This is a genomic window from Micromonospora sp. NPDC092111, from assembly GCF_044755745.1.
Taxonomy (GTDB): domain Bacteria; phylum Actinomycetota; class Actinomycetes; order Mycobacteriales; family Micromonosporaceae; genus Micromonospora.
Window position 1 is genome coordinate 1 of the sequence record NZ_JBIVRQ010000025.1, and the last position, 16438, is coordinate 16438.

At 70.4% G+C, this 16438-nt stretch carries 15 protein-coding genes and 1 pseudogene; 7 read left to right on the forward strand and 9 right to left on the reverse strand.

Features of this window, described 5'->3' with window-relative positions; genetic code table 11:
- Positions 1 to 136 precede the first annotated feature (136 nt).
- From ACIQG9_RS28085 to ACIQG9_RS28100, 4 genes and pseudogenes are all read left to right on the forward strand, one after another.
- Positions 137 to 322 (forward strand): annotated as a pseudogene (locus ACIQG9_RS28085) (LysR family transcriptional regulator); the annotation flags it as partial.
- Positions 323 to 357: 35 nt separating this feature from the next.
- Complete coding sequence (locus tag ACIQG9_RS28090; RefSeq protein ID WP_400408116.1) at positions 358 to 978, forward strand: LysR substrate-binding domain-containing protein; 621 nt, start codon at positions 358 to 360, stop codon at positions 976 to 978.
- 285 nt (positions 979 to 1263) lie between these two features.
- On the forward strand, positions 1264 to 1485 hold the full coding sequence (locus tag ACIQG9_RS28095; RefSeq protein WP_400408071.1) for a hypothetical protein: 222 nt from the start codon (positions 1264 to 1266) through the stop codon (positions 1483 to 1485).
- Positions 1482 to 2024, forward strand: a complete 543-nt coding sequence (locus ACIQG9_RS28100; RefSeq protein WP_400408073.1) for a hypothetical protein — start codon at positions 1482 to 1484, stop codon at positions 2022 to 2024. The genes ACIQG9_RS28095 and ACIQG9_RS28100 overlap by 4 nt, the downstream gene beginning before the upstream one ends.
- A gap of 62 nt (positions 2025 to 2086) precedes the next feature.
- On the opposite strand, the gene ACIQG9_RS28105 is transcribed toward ACIQG9_RS28100, so the two are convergent.
- Positions 2087 to 3118 (reverse strand): hypothetical protein, encoded by a 1032-nt coding sequence (locus tag ACIQG9_RS28105; RefSeq protein WP_400408074.1) that lies wholly within the window; start codon positions 3116 to 3118, stop codon positions 2087 to 2089.
- A 32-nt stretch (positions 3119 to 3150) separates the two neighbouring features.
- The gene (locus tag ACIQG9_RS28110) at positions 3151 to 3489 is read right to left on the reverse strand and encodes a hypothetical protein (RefSeq protein ID WP_400408075.1); all 339 of its coding nucleotides are present in this window, start codon (positions 3487 to 3489) and stop codon (positions 3151 to 3153) included.
- A 17-nt stretch (positions 3490 to 3506) separates the two neighbouring features.
- Here ACIQG9_RS28110 and ACIQG9_RS28115 point away from each other — a divergent pair, with 17 nt between their 5' ends.
- Together ACIQG9_RS28115 and ACIQG9_RS28120 are read left to right on the forward strand one after the other, a co-directional pair.
- Positions 3507 to 3653, forward strand: a complete 147-nt coding sequence (locus ACIQG9_RS28115; protein WP_400408077.1) for a hypothetical protein — start codon at positions 3507 to 3509, stop codon at positions 3651 to 3653.
- Positions 3654 to 3921: 268 nt separating this feature from the next.
- On the forward strand, positions 3922 to 5775 hold the full coding sequence (locus ACIQG9_RS28120) for a xylan 1,4-beta-xylosidase (RefSeq protein ID WP_400408078.1): 1854 nt from the start codon (positions 3922 to 3924) through the stop codon (positions 5773 to 5775).
- Positions 5776 to 5938: 163 nt separating this feature from the next.
- On the opposite strand, the gene ACIQG9_RS28125 is transcribed toward ACIQG9_RS28120, so the two are convergent.
- The 5 genes from ACIQG9_RS28125 to ACIQG9_RS28145 form a co-directional block, all read right to left on the reverse strand.
- Entirely contained in the window at positions 5939 to 7483 is a 1545-nt protein-coding gene (locus tag ACIQG9_RS28125; RefSeq protein ID WP_400408080.1) for a DUF3131 domain-containing protein, read from the reverse strand.
- Positions 7484 to 7512: 29 nt separating this feature from the next.
- Entirely contained in the window at positions 7513 to 8361 is an 849-nt protein-coding gene (locus ACIQG9_RS28130) for a carbohydrate ABC transporter permease (protein ID WP_400408082.1), read from the reverse strand.
- A 2-nt stretch (positions 8362 to 8363) separates the two neighbouring features.
- Positions 8364 to 9326: a carbohydrate ABC transporter permease gene (locus tag ACIQG9_RS28135; protein ID WP_400408083.1), complete on the reverse strand. Its 963-nt coding sequence runs from the start codon at positions 9324 to 9326 to the stop codon at positions 8364 to 8366.
- Between the two features lies 1 nt (position 9327).
- Complete coding sequence (locus ACIQG9_RS28140) at positions 9328 to 10446, reverse strand: sugar ABC transporter substrate-binding protein (RefSeq protein WP_400408084.1); 1119 nt, start codon at positions 10444 to 10446, stop codon at positions 9328 to 9330.
- A gap of 193 nt (positions 10447 to 10639) precedes the next feature.
- Positions 10640 to 11668 carry a LacI family DNA-binding transcriptional regulator gene (locus tag ACIQG9_RS28145; protein ID WP_400408085.1) on the reverse strand — a complete coding sequence of 343 codons (1029 nt, stop codon included), beginning with the start codon at positions 11666 to 11668 and terminating at the stop codon, positions 10640 to 10642.
- Positions 11669 to 11787: 119 nt separating this feature from the next.
- On the opposite strand from ACIQG9_RS28145, the gene ACIQG9_RS28150 reads away from it, so the two are divergent.
- Positions 11788 to 14190 (forward strand): beta-galactosidase, encoded by a 2403-nt coding sequence (locus ACIQG9_RS28150; protein ID WP_400408086.1) that lies wholly within the window; start codon positions 11788 to 11790, stop codon positions 14188 to 14190.
- A gap of 42 nt (positions 14191 to 14232) precedes the next feature.
- Here ACIQG9_RS28150 and ACIQG9_RS28155 read toward each other — a convergent pair whose 3' ends face one another.
- Both ACIQG9_RS28155 and ACIQG9_RS28160 read right to left on the reverse strand, forming a co-directional pair.
- The gene (locus ACIQG9_RS28155; protein ID WP_400408087.1) at positions 14233 to 15216 is read right to left on the reverse strand and encodes a hypothetical protein; all 984 of its coding nucleotides are present in this window, start codon (positions 15214 to 15216) and stop codon (positions 14233 to 14235) included.
- 49 nt (positions 15217 to 15265) lie between these two features.
- Complete coding sequence (locus ACIQG9_RS28160; protein ID WP_400408088.1) at positions 15266 to 16438, reverse strand: glutathione-independent formaldehyde dehydrogenase; 1173 nt, start codon at positions 16436 to 16438, stop codon at positions 15266 to 15268.

The following is a 16438-nucleotide window of genomic DNA, read 5'->3' on the forward strand; positions in this document are numbered from 1 at the left end:
ACGAAGCGTAGAGAACTCCGATGATCAATGGACCCGTGCCTGCTTGCTACCTCGGGGTCGTCCGCCCAGACGCCCTACCTATTGCCGGTCGCTCTAAGTAGTGGTTGTTTTGTTGGCTCTGGCATAATGGTTGCTTATGGCCAGGGACCTTGAAACCGCCTTGCTGCGGTCGTTCGTCGCCTCGGTGCGGGAGGGCAGCATCAGCCGTGCCGCGACCGCGCTCGGACAAACCCAGCCCGCTCTCAGCCAGCAGTTGCGCAAGTTGGAAGGCGTCGTCGGCCAACCGCTGCTGCACCGGTCGACGTCCGGCGTCTCGCCGACCCGGGCTGGTGAGGAACTCCTACGTATGCCGAACGCATCCTCGCGCTCTCCGCACAGGCACTCACCGAAACCGGACGCGCGCTCACCGGCCACTGTGGCGTCGGGCTGCTCGAGGACCTCGCCGCGTCCCAGCTGTCGCAGGCCCTCGCCGACCTCGCCCGGCTGCACCCCGACGCGACGTTGGAGGTGCTCACCTACTCGAACGCCGCCATGCGGGATGCCTACGACGCGGGCCGCGTCCAACTCGTCCTCGATGCGGTGCCGGACATTCCCGGGCCACCGCGCTGGACGGTGCGCTGCCCGCTGGTGTGGGCGATCGGCCAGGGCGTGGACGTGACCGCCGATCCGCTGCCAGTGGTGCTGTTCTCGAACCCGTGCTTCTGGCGTACGTCGGTGCTGGAAGCCCTGGAACGTGCCGATCGGCGCTGGCAGGTGACCTTCGAAAGCAACAGCCTGGTCGGGGTGCTCGCCGCGGTACGGGCCGGGCTCGGCGTCGCGGCATTCATGCCCGCGAACCTCGAACCGGGCATGGCCCGCCACGACACGGGCGCCCTGCCGACCCTGCCGGACGTGGAGCTCGGTCTCGCCCGGCACCCACGGACCGAGGGTGATCCGCTGATCGACGCCGTGGAGACCGTGCTCCGTCGCATCGTCTGATGCACGCGCCTCATCATCGGGCAGGCGGTCACCCACCCACCTGCCGAGCCGACGACCGCCATCATGATCAGAGTGCGCCGCTGTCGTCGACTCATCAGCGCGAAGCAGGCGGTGAGCGCCACCAGCTCCACCTCGGCCCATTCGCCGGTGAGGTCGACGCGGATCGGTCCGCCCAGTCGGCCGGCAAGGCGCACGGCGAGACGACGCCCGTCGCGTACCAGCTCGCCACCGCAAACGACCGGGGACCCAGCGCGCCACGCCGCCGGGCCCCGGCACGTGCGACCGGTGCGGGTCGAGCCGCACCGCCACGCCGTGCTCGGCGTGGGCGGTGGCCCCGATGCGTCGGCGGTCGATCGGCTGCGGGGCACCGACGGCAACCGCAGCGCACCCGGCCTGATGGGTGCCGCGGTGGACCCGGCCGGACCGGCGATGGATGTGATCGGCGCCGCCGACCCGTGGACCGACCTGTGGTTCTACGCCAACCCGAGCTGGGTGCTGCCGCGGTGAGAGCGGTCGGCGTCAGCCTGGGGCACCGGACCGACGAGGAGGCCGAGCACTGGCTGCACGAGGTCGTGCGGCCGCTCGGCCTCCGCGGCCTGATCGCCTGCACGCACCTGGTACGACAGCCGTATCCGCACGTCGCGATCAGCCTGGCCGGGGCCGGGCCGGACGCGGTCCCTGCCGGGTCGGGCGGAGCGGACAGCCCGCCGTGGCTACCGACCACGCCGGCGGAGCTGCGTGCCGCCGCCGAGCACGACACGGCCGAACACGCCGCGTTGCGTACCGGCCGGGCGGTGCTGTTCCCGGGGGTGGAACGGCTGACCGGGACGATGCGGGTGGGGGAGGTGCTGGCCGCCAGCGCGATCGACGAGGTCGTCCTGCTGGGCGGCCAGCCCGCCGGCCCCGGAACCCTGTTGCTGACCCGTGATTTCGTCTGCCCGCAGTGGCGGGACGCCGCGCTCACGGTGATCGTGACGCCCGCCGGGCCGGACCGGGTCGCGCCCTTCGAGGTGCCCAGCCCGACCCCTTGCTGCGCGGACCACTGAGGGGCCCGGTTGCCCGGCGAGGGTGGCGGCGGGCGATCCGCCGAGACTCGCCTGGCCGGGTCTCAGGCGCAGGTGCCGCTGACGAGGAACCAGCAGGCCGTGTGGGGTGAGGTCTTGAAGAAGCGGAGCAGCAGGTTGCCCACCTTCTGCCGTCCTGAGTTGGACGGATGCGTACCGTCGGAGCCGAGGTCCGACCGCTCCCAGACGAGCCCGTCGGAGCGGGGCTGGAGGCCGTTGGCCCAGAGGTAGGGGCCCCAGGCCGCCCACGCCGTGGTGTTGTTGTAGTCCAGGTTGCCGGCCCGAGGATCGGTGCCGCCTCCCGACATCTGGGTGATCTGCGCCTGGATCACCCACTTGACGCCGAAGCCGGTCTCGTAGGCGTACGGCTCGGGGTTCAGGCCGGTGGTGGCGTAGCCGCCGTAGATCCGGCTGGAGAAGAAGACCTGCTGCAGGTTGGGGTAGCGCTTTTTCAACGCCCGGAGGATGTTGCCCTGCTGGGTGACGAGTTGGTAGGCGTCGGCGTTGCTCGCCGGCAGGGACACCGACGGGTTGGCGTTGGCGACCTTGACCCAGGCGACCTGGACCTGTCGTTCGGTCAGGCCGAGGGGCGCCAGTCTGGTGTCCCGGACGCGGTCGTAGTTGGCGTCGGCCGGCGCGTCCCAGGTGCCGGCGGTCTGGCCGCCCGCGGCGCCGTCGACGATGACCAGCTTGTCATGGTTGACCTGCGGGTCCGCGGCGGCCTGACCGATGAGGGAGAACGGTGCGCACGTCCCGCTGGCATCTCCCGAGCAGAACTCCTGGGTAGTGTTGGACATGCCGATGGAGAGCAGGACGTACCTGCCGTTGGCGCTCGGCGCGCCGGTGGTGTCGAGCGGCCGTACGCGGAGGGCTCGGGTGACCCCGGCGGTGCGGTGGGTGTCCGGCATGGTGTTCCGCCCGGCCGGATACAGCCCGCCCTGGAAGCCGAGGTAGCTGCCGGTGCCGAGGTCGTTGATGGGGGCCACGGCTGCGGCGACCGCAGCGGGCATGCCGATGGCAGTGACCGTCACGAAGGCGGCCAGCATCGCCAGGAGCCGTCGAACACTGATAATCATGACGCAGAACCTAGGAAACGAAGCGACGCTCGTCAATTCACTGGGTGGGTGTCGCCGCCTCGACCACGCTGTTCGGCGCGGTTGCTCGCGGCGGTCAACTTCCGGCCGGCGATCTTACGCCGGGGCGAGCCGCGGCCGACGGGGCGACCGTAGGCTGCCTCCGGCAGTTGCCGTTCCAGGTCTTTGCGGATCGCGTGCAGCTGGGCCAGCTGTTCCTGGACCGACGGCTCCCGGTGCTGGTCGCCGGGTTCCGGCCGGCTGGTCCGCCGCGCTGCGGCACGTTCGTCCTGGTGGGCTTCCTGCAGCGCGGTGAGCACCGGGCCGACCAGCGGTGGTGTCCTGGTGTCGTGGCTCGGCGCCACCGCGTCCATCGCGGTGGACCAGCACCGTGGTCGAGGACGTCGCACCCGAGGTAGGAATGCGGCGGCTCGCCGAACCGCGGTACGCCGAGGCGATGCGCGACGCGCAGGAGACCCTGGACCGGGAACTGAGCGCCCGCACCGACAGCGTCGTCAGCCGCCCGCTGATCGGTTGAGCTGTCGCGCTCGCTCTGGAACCAGAAGAGTAAACCGGATCTTGGAGTCTTGCGGCAACGGTGTACCTAAGTGTGGTGCCGTGTTCGACCGGTCATACGAAGACCCGATCGCCTCGGCGGCATCCTCGGCGAGTACGAGCATGCTGCGTGACCTGCACAAACGAGGTTTTCGTCGAGTGCAGAGTCGTGCGCAGGTGGGATCGCGCCTTCGGCAGTAACCGGTTACATTCCTCGAACCGGATCAACCACGACCGCCAGGAGGTACCCGGTGACGAATGCCAACGGACCCGAGCCGTCCGACGCCCGGACCGATTGGGAAGCCCGCATCGCCCGTCGCAGCGACGAAGGCGGCACGGCCGCGCTACCCGACCTGCCACCGCCAGCCGGGCTGACCGCCACCCCCGGCCACGGACACGTCCGCCTCTCCTGGCAGCCCGTCGATGGCGCGGTCGGCTACCTGGTGCATCGTGCAACGCTGGACGGCGGCCGGGTGTCCCGGCCGTTCAGCCCGGTGGACCACCTCGGCGGAGACGTGCTCTCCGTTCCCGACACCTGGTACGTCGACACCACCGGCACCCCCGGCGAACGGTACGCGTACGCCGTGGCCACCGTACCCGAGGTGACCGTGATCGGCGCGTTGAGCGACCCGGTTCCGGCGGCCGTCCTGCCCGCCGCCGGCGACCCGCCCACCGTCACGCTGCACCTCGACTCAAACGCCGCGGGCACCACCTTGCACCGGCCCTGGCAGCCGATGATCGGCAGCGAGCGGCTGTCCCAACTGCTCTGCCGGGACCGCTCCGGCGGCCGGGAGATCGGCACCGAGTTGCTGGCCGCCCTCCGCCGGGTACGCGACGAGATCGGCGTGACCACCGTACGGGCGCACGCGATCCTGCACGACGACCTCGGCGTCTACCGCGAGGTCGACGGCGAGCCGGTGTACGACTTCAGCCGGGTGGACCAGGTTTACGACCTGCTCCTGGGCACCGGAATGACGCCGGTGGTGGAGATCGGGTTCATGCCCCGCGACCTGGCCAGCGACCCGGACCGCACGGTCTTCGAATACCGGGGCATCATCTCCCCGCCGCGCGACTGGGACCGGTGGTCCGGGCTGGTTCGGGCGCTGGTCGCCCACCTGCTGGAACGGTACGGCGAGCAGGTGCTCGGTTGGGACTTCGAGGTGTGGAACGAGGCCAACCTGGAGGTTTTCTGGTCCGGCAGCCGGGAGGAGTGGATGCGGCTGTATGACGTGACCGCCCGCGCCGTCAAAGACGTCGACCCGCGCATCCCGGTCGGCGGCCCGTCCTCGGCAGCCGCCGGCTGGGTGGATGCGCTGCTGAAGCACGCCGTCCGATCCGGGGCGCCGGTCGACTTCGTCTCCACCCACACATACGGCAGCCCGCCACTGGACCTGCGGCCCACGCTGGCCCGGCTCGGCTTCCCCGACGCGCGGATCCTGTGGACCGAGTGGGGCGTCACCCCCACCCATTTCCACCCGGTCAACGACGGCACCTCGGCCGGCACCTTCCTGCTCACCGGCATGCGGTCGGCCGCCGGCAGGGTCGACGCGCTGTCTTACTGGGTAGCCAGCGACCACTTCGAGGAACTCGGCCGGCCGCCGAGGCTGCTGCACGGCGGGTTCGGGTTGCTCACCGTCGGCGGCGTCGCCAAGCCGCGGTACCACGCGCTGCGCATGCTCGCCCGGCTGGGCGAGACCGAATTGCCGGTACGGGCTACCGGCGACGGCGCTGACGGCCTGGTGCAGACCTGGGCCAGCCGGCGCGCGGACGGGAGCCTCGCCGTCCTGGTCTGGGTGTCTACCCTCGACCAGAGCAAGCGGGACGGGGATCCGGCGCTGACCCGGCGGATCCGGCTGGTCATCGACCATGCCGCCGGGCGGCCGGCGCTCGTCACCCGGCTGGACCGGGAGCACGGCGACATCACCACCCTCGCGGACCGGCTGGGCGTCGCCGACTGGCCGACCGACGAGCAGTGGGCGGCCCTACGCGCCGCCGACCAGCTCACGGCGGAGAAGGTGCAGCCGGACGTTGAGGAGGGGACCGCGGTGATCGAGTTGGTCCTGCCGCAACCCGGGGCGGTCCTGGTCGAGGTCTCCGGGGCCTGAGGCGGGCCCACCCCCGGGAGAAGTAGGCCCTCAGCCGGTGGCTGAGGGCCTACTTCTCGGATCCAGCGTGGCCGGGCCTTTGCCTAACCGAACGACGCATGCCCCATGGCACGGTCCACGGGTTGGACAGGTGTCTACACCCGCACCGCGATGTCACTCGCCGTCATGAAGCGGCCCCGCGCAGCTGTGGAAGGTCCTGGTTGGCCGGGACGTTGAACGTCTCCTGTGCGATCAGCGGGCGGATCCGGCGTTCGAACTGCGGCGAGACGAACGCGTGGCGGATGAGATCGTTGGCGAGCTCGTTGCCGAGCGCCCCCATGATCATTGCCTGGTCGAGCGAGAGATGACGCTTGGCCACGGTGCCGCTGCCGACCGCGACCGCGTCGTAGAAGCCGCCGGGGCCGTACGAATCGAAGTTCGCCTTGAGCCGGGCGAGGTTGTCGACGACCGCTCCCTTGGCGTACGGGAGAGCGAGGAACGCGGCGTGCGGGGTCACCACGCCGTCGCCGTACTCGGGCTCCGGGCCGGCCGGACGGCAGTCGCCGAACCCCGCGTCGTATTTCGAGCGCTCCATATCGGACGGATAGCCGTCGGTGTCCATGCCCATCGCGTCGACACCCCAGGCCATGTAACCGCCGGCCGGGTCGCTGGCTGGGGAGAAGCCCCAGTAGCCGTACCCGGCGTCATTCATCCCGTGCTCGATCTGGCCGGCGACCGTCGCGGGGTGGTTGCGGCCCCAGCTGTTGGGTGCCCACCGTGCTTCGGGCACGAACAGGTCGGGCATCAGCGCCTCGAACATGTCGCCGCCCCAGCTCGGTACGAACTGGATGTCGCGGTACTGGTACGCGCCCTCGTACACCGGAACGCCCTCGTATGTGCTGTTGAAGCCGACCGGCTGCATCTCGTGCCAGCTCCAGTCGCAGGTGGCCGGCAGGGTACGCATCGTGTTGTAGTACGCCTTTGGCGGGATCTGACCCATCGCGATGCCGAGGTACGTCGCGATGCGCGGTTCGGTGACCGTGATGTCGTAGTGGTTGCAGGTGAACCAGACGCCGTCGCGCTGCCGTGAGCATCCCGGGGGCGGCGCGTCCCAGAAGCCGCCGGCGATCAGGCCGCTGGCCCCGGACGGGGTGGCCGCCGCCGGGTTGTAGTAGAAGCCGAAGTTCATCTTCCGCAGGATCGCGTCAGCCTTGCCGCGCAGCTCCGGCACGGCGCCCTTGACCACATTGAGCGCGGCCGCGAGCCAGCCGTTGTCCACACTCGACAGGAACGGGTAGACGGTGTTGCCGTCGTCGGGCCAGACCGTGACGACGGAGCCGTCCCGCGGGTCGTACCAGTTGTAGTACATGCCCGACGCGGTGTGGTGCTTGAGCCGGGCGAGCGTGTCCAGGGTCTTGGCGATCCGATCGCGGGCTTCCGCCTTGGAGATGATGCCGAGCTCGCGGGCGACCACCGCGGACCACATGTAGCCGCCGATGTTGGTGGGGGACGTGTAGGTGGAGCGGCTGCCGGCGGCCAGGTCACCGGTGATGTTGTCGGCGACCAAACCGGTGCCGGGGTCGGTCATGGCGGCCATCGACCGCCAGGTGTCCTTGGCGTAGCCGAACAGGGCCCGGTCGGCGCCGCGCTCGTCGGGTGCCGCGACGGCGGGCGAGCCGCCTGCCAGCACGAGCGCCAGCGCGAGGAGTGGTGCGAGAAGGCGTCGCATGGGTCTCCTTGTCTGGTTCCGGGGATGGATCATTTGATTCCAGTGGTCGCGATGCCGCGCAGGAAGTGCCGCTGGAGGACCAGGAACACGATGAGCACCGGAAGCACGACGACGACCGCTCCCGAGAGAAGCAGACCGTAGTCGGTGCGGTTCTGGCCGACGCTGTAGAGCGCGAGGGCGACCGGCAACGTGTACTTGTCCTCCGTGGTGGCGACCACGAGGGGCCACAGGAAGTTGTTCCAGGAAGCGAGGAACGTGAGGATCCCGAGGGTGGCCAATGCTGGCCGGCACAGCGGAAGCACCACCCGCCAGAAGATCCGGAACTCGCCAGCGCCGTCGACCCGGGCCGCCTCGATGAGGTCGTCGGGGATCGACTGGAGAAACTGCCGCATGAGGAACACGCCGAACGGTCCGACGAGGAACGGCAGGATCAGGCCGGCGTACGTGTTGGTCAGGCCCATGTTGCTGACCAGCACGAACTGCGGGACGAAGGTCACCATGCCAGGCACCATGAGCATGCCGAGCACGGCTAGGAAGAGCGCTCGCTTGCCGGGGAACCGCAGCTTGGCCAGCGCGTATCCGACGAGCGAGCAGAACAGCAGGTTACCGATCGTGACCAGGGTCGCGACCAGGGCCGAGTTGAAGAAGTAGAGCGGGAAGTCCAGCCGGGAGAACAGCTCGCGGAAGTTGTCGAGCGTGATCGTCTCGGGCCACCAGGTCGGCGGCACTTGGCGGATCTCGCGTTCCGGCTTGAGCGACGAGAGCGCCATCCAGACGAACGGTCCGACTACGGCAAGCAGCCCGAGGACCAGGACGACGTAGAGCACGGTCTTGGCGACCCGGTCACGGGTACGCAAGGCGGTGTCCTTTGTGACCATCGTCAGTCCCTCTCCCCAAGCAGGCGAAACTGCACAACCGACAGCGCCACGATCGCCAGGAAGAGCACGTAGCTGGCGGCGGCGGCGTAGCCGTAGTTGCCGAAGCCGAACTGGTTGTAGATGTGGAACGACACCGACAACGTCGAGGAGAGCGGACCGCCCTGCGTCATGACGAACGGCTCCTCGAAGAGCTGGAGGTAGCCGATGCCGGTGACCACCCCGCCGAAGAGCAGCGTCGGCCGGAGCATCGGCAGGGTGACGTTGCGGAACTGCTGCCACCGCGTCGCGCCGTCGAGCGTCGCCGCCTCGTAGAGGTCGGCAGGCACCGCCTGGAGTCCGGCCAGGAAGATCACCATCAGGAAGCCGAAGTTGCGCCATGCCGCCATGGCGATCAGCGACGGCAACGCGAGCCTGGTGTCGAACAGCCAGCTCGGCCCGTCGATCCCGGCCAGTCGCAGCAGGTTGTTGACCAGCCCGATCTCGGGGTCGAGCAGGAAGCGCCAGACCACCGCGATCGCCACGATGCTGGTCACGACCGGTAGGTAGAAACCGACCCGGAACAGCGCGCGGAAGCGTACGAGCCCGGAGTTGAGCGCGGTCGCCGCGGCCAGCGCCAGCACCATCGTCAGCGGCACCCCGACGACGACGAACGCCAGCGTGTTGACCGACGACCGCAGGAACAGGTCGTCGGAGAACAGGCGGGTGTAGTTGTCGATGCCGACGACGTTGACGGCGAGCGGGTTGCGCAGATCGATGGAGCGCAGATCGGTGAAGCTCATGAGCAGCGACGCCACCACCGGCAGCGCCATGAACACGAGGAACAACACGGTGAAGGGCGCGGAGAAGGCCCAGCCGGTCAGCGCCCGCCGCAGGCGTTGACGCCGCCGGACCGACCCGGCGGGCCGGTCGGGGCTGGTCGCCCCGGCCGGTCGCGCCGGTGCCGTCGCCGCGGAGGCGCCGGTCATGTCAGCTCCCGGTCCCGATGGCGCTCGCCTGCTGCTGGATCGCCTTCGCGGTCGCGGCCGGGTCGACGTTCTGCTTACACAGCTTCTCGACCTCGAGGTCGAACGCGGCCGCGATCTGCTCCCAGGTCGTGATCGCCGGCGGCGCCTTGGCACTCTTGAGCTGCTGGCCGAACGCGGTCAGGAACGTGTCGCCGGTAAGCGTCGAGTCGGTCCAGGCCGATTGCACGGCGGGCAGATCCTTGACCGCCTGGTACCACTTGACCTGCACCTCGGGCTTGCTCAGCCACTGCACGAACTTCCAGCCGCCGTCACGGTTCCTGGCGTCCTTGAAGACCGCGAGGTTGCTGCCGCCGATGAACGAGGCCGACGACTTCTTCGTCGGCATCTGGGCGACCGCGTACTTGTCCTTGAAGCCGGCGCCGCCCTGCTCCTCGACGATACCCATGTGCCACGGGCCGGAGATGAACGCGCCGATCTCACCCTTGACGAAGCCGGGCTCGAGCGAGCCGTCCGGCAGCGCGGTCGGGGACAGACCCTCCTTGAAGAAGGACTGGTAGTAGCCGAGCGCCTCGATCATCTCCGGGGTGTCGAAGTTCAGCTTGTCGGCGCTGGCCACGTCGGCGCCGTTGGACCAGGCGAACGGCAGGACCGACTGCCAACTGCCGGTCTTGCCGGGCTGGAGGTTGAGGCCCCACTTGGCGCCGGCCTTCTCCTTCATGCCCTTGGCCATGGCCTTGAGGTCGTCCCACGTCTTCGGGCCGTCCGGGAACCCGGCCTTGGCGGCCAGGTCCTTGCGGTAGTAGATCAGCCGGGTCTCGACGTACCACGGGACGCCGTACGAGGTGCTGTCAACGATCGTGGTGTCCCAGGCGCCGGGGAAGAAGTCGTCCTTCTTGATCAGATCCGACGGGGTCGGGTCGAGCGCGCCGGTCTTGGCGAACTCGCCCTGCCAGGTGGTACCGATCATCGACACGTCCGGGGTCTGCTTCGCGGCGATGGCGCTCGCGATCTTCTGGTGCGCCGCGTCCCAGGGCACCGCCGTCACGGAGACCTTGGCGTCGGGGTTCTCGGTGGAGAACTCCTTCGCGAACTCGGCAAGCTTCTCGCCTTCGCTGCCCATCGCCCAGACGGTGATGTCCCCGCTCGCCTTGCCTGCGTCGACGGACTTCGCCTCTTCCTGGCCGCCGCCCGAGTCACGGCCACAACCGGCCAACGCGACCGACGCGGCCAGGACGACCCCAGCCGCAGCGGCTAACCGCCTACTTCTCATGTCGTACCTCCAGGGGGGTGGTGGTTTCCAGGGTGTGAGCTGTTCACCTGCCGGCACCTCCAGTAAGGGGCGCCGGACAGCCGCAACTGCGGCGCAGGACGAGTTCGGTCGGCAGCACGAGACTGCCCGCAGGGGTGTCGCCGGGCTGGCCGGCGGCACGCAGGATCAGCCGGGCCGCCTCGGCGGTGAGCTCGCATACGGGTTGCCGGACGGTGGTCAGGGCGGGGTTGACGAGCGCGGCGGCCGGCATGTCGTCGAAGCCGGTGAGGATCAGATCCTGCGGCACCCGCAGGCCCCGGCCAAGGGCGCCGACCAGCACACCGAGAGCAATCTCGTCGTTGGCGCAGACCACCCCGGCGGGCCGGTGCGTGCCGCCCAGCAACTGGTCGGCGACGAGCACCCCGTCGGCCTGCTGCATGCTGACCGCGACCGGCTCGGCGGGCGGCTCGATGCCGAGGTCGCGGTGCGCCCGCCGGAAGGCGGCCCAGCGTTCACTGACGTCGGGCGAGCCCGCCGGGTTCCCAAAGAAGACCAGATCGCGCAGGTCGTGGTCGGTGAGCAGGTGCCGGGTGAGCGCCAGCATGCTGCCGGCGTTGTCGGCGCGTACCGAGGGGATGTCGCCGGGACCCTCGCCGGCGACCACCACCACGGGGACCATCTTGGCCAGCCGGAGCAGCGCCTCGTCGGAGATGGTGCCGCCCATGACGGCGACACCGTCCACCCGGCGGCCCATCTCCAGCACCTGGTCATCGGAGTCGGAGCGTAGGTGCGTGCAGAGGATGTGCACGCTGGCCCGGGACGGCACCGCCTCGGACTCGAAGCCCTGGATCAGTTCGGTGAAGTAGGGGCCGGACAGGCCGGGGAAGACCAGGCCGAGAGCACCGTGCCGACCCGCGGCCAGGGCCCGACCGAGGTGGTCGGGGCGATATCCGTGCTCCTCGATCGCGTTCAGCACCCGACGGCGCATCTCCTCGGAGACCTGTCCGGTGCCGTTGGAGACCCGGGAGACGGTGGCCACGGAGACGCCGGCGAGCTTCGCAATCTCGCGAACCGTCATGCGGCTGTTGCTCATCGCTCCCTCGATCCGTAACGTGCGGTTAACAGAAACCGGTTTCAGCCGACCATAGGCAGCCGAGACGAAGTTCACAAGTCTCTGATCCACAATCTGCCCGGTGAGGAGCTCTGCCCCAGATGACAGAAGTGCTGCTCCGGGATCGCCGGATCCTCGTCGACGGCCAGCCCGAGCTACTGCTCGCCGGCGAGGTGCACTACTTCCGCCTCGCCCGGGCCGACTGGGCAGACCGGCTCGACCAGCTCCGCGACTGCGGCGGCGACACCGTCGCCACCTACGTGCCGTGGCTGTGGCACGAACTCCCCGACGGCTCGGTCGACCTGACCGGGCGCACTCACGAGCAACGCGACCTGGCCGGCTTCCTCGACCTCGCGCACCAGCACGGGCTACGGGCCGTGGTCCGCCCCGGCCCGTTCATCATGGCCGAGGTCAAGAACGAGGGCATCCCCTACCGGGTGTACGACGAGCACCCGCACCTGCTCCCCACCACCTGGGACGGCGCGCCGATCAGCACCCGCACCATCGACTACCTGGCGCCCGAGTTCCTCGCCGCCGCCGACGGCTGGTACGCCCAGGTGATGCCGCTGGTCGCGGAGCGGCTCGCGGCGCGCGGCGGCCCCGTGGTGGCGGTCCAACTGGACAACGAGATCGGGATGCTGTCGTGGGTGACCAACTCCCCCGACCTCACCGACGGACTCTGCGCCGACCTGGCCCGATGGGCCGTCGAGCGGTACGGCAAGGACACCGCCGCGGCGCGGATCGGCGCCGACCCGGCCGATCCGGCGGCGTGGTCTGCCGCGCTGCGCACCCCGGCCGAGGAACGCTCCCTGGCGCTGCACGACGACCTCGGACGCTACATGCGGGACCGCTACCGCCGGTACGTGACGGCGCTGCGGACCAGCGCCGAGCGATACGGGTTGACCGGGGTGCCGTTCCTGGTCAACGTGCACGGCACCAGCGGCGGGCGGGGGCGCACCTTCCCGATCGGGATCAGTCAGCTCATGGAGTCGTATCGTGGGCAGCCGCAACTCACCTCCGGCTCGGACTACTACCTCGGCGACCTGACCGTCACCAACGTCGCCGACCTGTACGTGTCCAACGCGTTCCTGGCCGCCGTGCACGACGGCGACCAGCCGCTGACCTGCCTGGAGTTCGAGGCCGGCAACGGCGACTACGGCGAGGACCTGTCGACGCTCTACCCGCCCGAGGCGATCGACCTGAAAACCCGGCTCTGCGTGGCACAGGGCAACCGCCTGCTCAACCTCTACCTGTTCGCCGGCGGCCACAACCCGCCGCTGGCCGAGCCGGTCGGCGACGGCAACGACCGGATCGCGTTCACCGGCGAGCGGCACGGCTTCGCCGCCCCGGTCGGACCGGAGGGCCGCCTCAACTCGACGTACGCCGCGGCCCGACGGGCGCTACACACCGTATGCGGGGTGGCCGACCTGCTCGCCGACGGCGACGAGGAACACGACGGGTTCGCCCTCGGCTTCGTTCCCGACCACTACCTGACCGAGTACCACCACCCGGCGTCCACCAACCGCGCGGAGCAGATCGCCGAGCTGGAACGGTTCCGCGGCATGGGCGCGCGGGACGTGCTGGCGCGGGCGCTGCTGCTCGCCGGCTACTCGTTCCCCGCGGTGGACCTGCAGGCTCCGGCGCCGGGCGGCGCGCCGCCGGTGCTGGTGCTGGCCACCGCCCCCACCCTCGGTTCGGACGTCCAGCAGCGGCTGGTCGACCATCTGCGGGCCGGCGGCCGGTTGTTGCTGCACGGACCGCTGCCCACCCGCGACCACGACGGCACGCCGTGCACCCTGCTGGCCGACGCGCTCGGATTGCGGGCAGACGGCTGGCTGGAGGGCGGCCCGCACTACTTCCCGTCGGTGGTGGGCCGCGACTGGGCGGCCGGCCCCGCCGAGGTCCGGGTCGGCTACGCCCAACTGCTCACCGGGTCCGGTGAACGGCTGCTCACCGAGGTCGGCTCCGGCCGGGCGTGCGGCGCCGAGGTGACCGTGGGCGCCGGCCGGGCTATGGTGATCGCCACCGACTACCCGTGCCACCTGGACTTCTGGCAAGCAGCGCTGGACCGGCTAGGGGTGCGGCCCCGGCTCCGGCACGACGCGGGCGAACCCGGGCTGCTGGCTACGTCGACCGTGGACCGATCCGGCCAGCGGCTGCTTCACCTGATCAACGTCGCGCCGTCGGCGATCGAGTTCGGCTTGTGGCACCGGGACGAGCCGGTGCTGTCCGGCCGGCGGCTGCGGATCGACGCCCGCGCCGGACTGATGCTGCCCGCCGGGGTCCGCGTCGGGCCCGCCACGCTGCTGGAGAGCAGCTGCGAACTGGTGGCCCGGAACGGCTCGGAGGTGCTGCTCCGGCCGACCCAGACCGAGGATGTTGCTGTCTTCGCCACCGACCGGCCGGTACACGCCGACCGGGGCAAGCTGGCCGTCGCCGGCGGTCGGACCACGCTGACCATGAGGGCCCTGGATGGCGAACCGGTCCGGGTCAGCATCGGCTGACCCCCACCCCAGCGCAAGGACGGCGGCCTGGCACCGCTGGCCTCAGCGTCGGGCGCCGCCCGGTCGGCCTCGGCCGGTCCCGGAGGCCCGCTGACCGACGCGCGGAGCCCGTACCACCGAGGAGTTGCCCGACCCGGGGCGGAAGTCGCGCGCCGCACCGGCAACCATCTCGTCGGGATCGCTACCGAGCGCCTGCCGGATGTGCGGCGGGACCACCTCCGACGTCGCCATCGCCATCCGCACCTGCACCGAGCGGTCGTCAACCAGGTCTCGCAGATCTGCCTCGGTCAGCTCGACCGTGAGCACCAGCGCAGCGCGGACGTCCGCCACGGGATCCTGGGCGAGTGCGCTGCGCTGGGCGGTGGTGGTCCGCGGGTTGCGGGCGAGCCCCTTGCGTACGCGTGCGGTGCGATCGGCCATCAGTGTGGTGATCACGTCGGGGTCGTGGGTGTGGGTGGCCAGTCGTTCCCGTACCTCTGGTGAAACGTCGTCGACCAGCCGCGCGGCGAGCTCGGGCTCCAGTTCGCGCCTCTCCGCGAGGAGACCACGAAGCTCCTTGTCGGGGGCCTCCGCCATCACCCGGCGAATCGACTCGTCGCAGGCCGGGTTGCCGGCGACCCCCCAGCGGACCCACCGGTCGGCGTCCTTGACGAGTCGCAGGAGATTGGCGACCGAGGTCGAGGGGTTCCTCGCCACGGCCTCCCGGACGTGACGATCATGGTCCCGGGTCAGTGGTCGCAGTGCCTGCGCGGGCGCGTCGGTGCGGGTCGCGACCGCCGCACGGACCACGGCCGACGGGTCGGACGCCAGGTCGATGAGGGTCATCTGCGGCGTAGTGGGATCCTGCGCGAAGGCGAGGCGCGCATCGACGCTGCCACCCGTCACACCGTCTGCGGCGGCACCTGACCCCCGGTGACGGTTGGACCCGCTGACATCCTGCTGTTTCCCCATGGGCGCCATCATGTCACGGGCCGACCGGGGAGCCGCGAGCCCTGACCAGCGCTTTGCCGGCGGCCGAAGCATCACCTCCGCGGATCGAGCGCCTCGGCGGGCGGAGAAGCATCGGAACCGACCCTCAGGGGCGAAGAACCGCCTTGATCAGTTCCTGCCGTTGGTCGAACCGTCGGTAAAGGTTCGGGGCGTCGTCCAGGCTGCCGTGGTGGGTGATGATCGTGCCGGGTCGGGCCCGTCCGGAGGTCACCATGTCGCGCAGCAGCCGGGTGTAGCGGCGGTCGTGGGTACGCCCGAATCGCACCGCGATGCCCTTGGCGAAGAGCGTGCCCCAGGGGGCGGTGAGGTGTCCGTCGGTGGTACCGCCCGCTTGGGGTGTGCGGTCCTTCTCCGGGTATACGCCGGCGACGCCGATCGCGCCGCCGGGATTGACCAGGCGGGCGGCGTCGGCGAGCACCTGGTCGGCGCGCTCGCGGTCGGGGTGGGCGCGGTCGTCAGCCTGGAAGCCGACCGCGTCGACGATCTTGTCCACACCCGGCAGCTTCTCCTCGCCCAGCGGCAGGCCGTGGCGGGCTCGGTCCTCGCGGATCTGCTCGACCGGATCACCCTGGCGGAAGTCGATGGGCACCGCCCCCAGTTCTCCGGCCTTGTCCAGCCGGGCGTCGACGTGGTCGACGCTGTAGACGACGCGGGCGCCGAGCAGGCTGGCGGAGTACGCGGCGAGCAGTCCGATCGAGCCGGCGCCAAACACGGCGACGGTGTCCCCGGCCCGGACGTCCGCAAGGGTGGCCGCCGCGTGCCAGCCGGTGACAAACGCGTCGGCGAGCAGAACGAAATCGTCCTCGTACGCGTCGCCCGGCTCTCCCGGCACCGGTAGACAGTTCGTGTCGGCCCACGGCACCCGCAGCAGTTCGGCCTGCGCACCCGGATAGGGGCCCATGCCCGCGTAGCCGTACGCGGCGCCCGGCCCCTCGGCCCGTGCCCGAAGGCACAGGGCGGACAGTCCCCGGGCGCACATGGCGCAGACGCCGCAGAACAGGTGGGTGGGAACCACCACCCGGGTGCCCGGGCCGACCGTCTGCACCGCAGACCCCACGCGCTCGACCACACCCAACGGCTCGTGACCGAGAACCAAACCGGGCTGCGCGCCCGTGCGCCCGTCGTACATGTGCAGATCCGTGCCGCACAGAGCCGTGGAGGTGACCCGCACAACCGCGTCGGTCTCCTCCCGCACCGCCGGCTCGGGAACATCGCACACATCGACGCTGCGCACGTCGCGATACACGACAGCTCTCAT

Coding starts and splice junctions, on each gene's coding strand:
- ACIQG9_RS28135 (WP_400408083.1), bottom strand. CDS start 9,326: ATGACCGGCGCCTCCGCGGCGACGGCACCGGCGCGACCGGCCGGGGCG.
- ACIQG9_RS28160 (WP_400408088.1), bottom strand. CDS start 16,438: ATGAGAGCTGTCGTGTATCGCGACGTGCGCAGCGTCGATGTGTGCGAT.
- ACIQG9_RS28150 (WP_400408086.1), top strand. CDS start 11,788: ATGACAGAAGTGCTGCTCCGGGATCGCCGGATCCTCGTCGACGGCCAG.
- ACIQG9_RS28145 (WP_400408085.1), bottom strand. CDS start 11,668: ATGAGCAACAGCCGCATGACGGTTCGCGAGATTGCGAAGCTCGCCGGC.
- ACIQG9_RS28105 (WP_400408074.1), bottom strand. CDS start 3,118: ATGATTATCAGTGTTCGACGGCTCCTGGCGATGCTGGCCGCCTTCGTG.
- ACIQG9_RS28110 (WP_400408075.1), bottom strand. CDS start 3,489: ATGGACGCGGTGGCGCCGAGCCACGACACCAGGACACCACCGCTGGTC.
- ACIQG9_RS28125 (WP_400408080.1), bottom strand. CDS start 7,483: ATGCGACGCCTTCTCGCACCACTCCTCGCGCTGGCGCTCGTGCTGGCA.
- ACIQG9_RS28140 (WP_400408084.1), bottom strand. CDS start 10,446: ATGGGCAGCGAAGGCGAGAAGCTTGCCGAGTTCGCGAAGGAGTTCTCC.
- ACIQG9_RS28130 (WP_400408082.1), bottom strand. CDS start 8,361: ATGGTCACAAAGGACACCGCCTTGCGTACCCGTGACCGGGTCGCCAAG.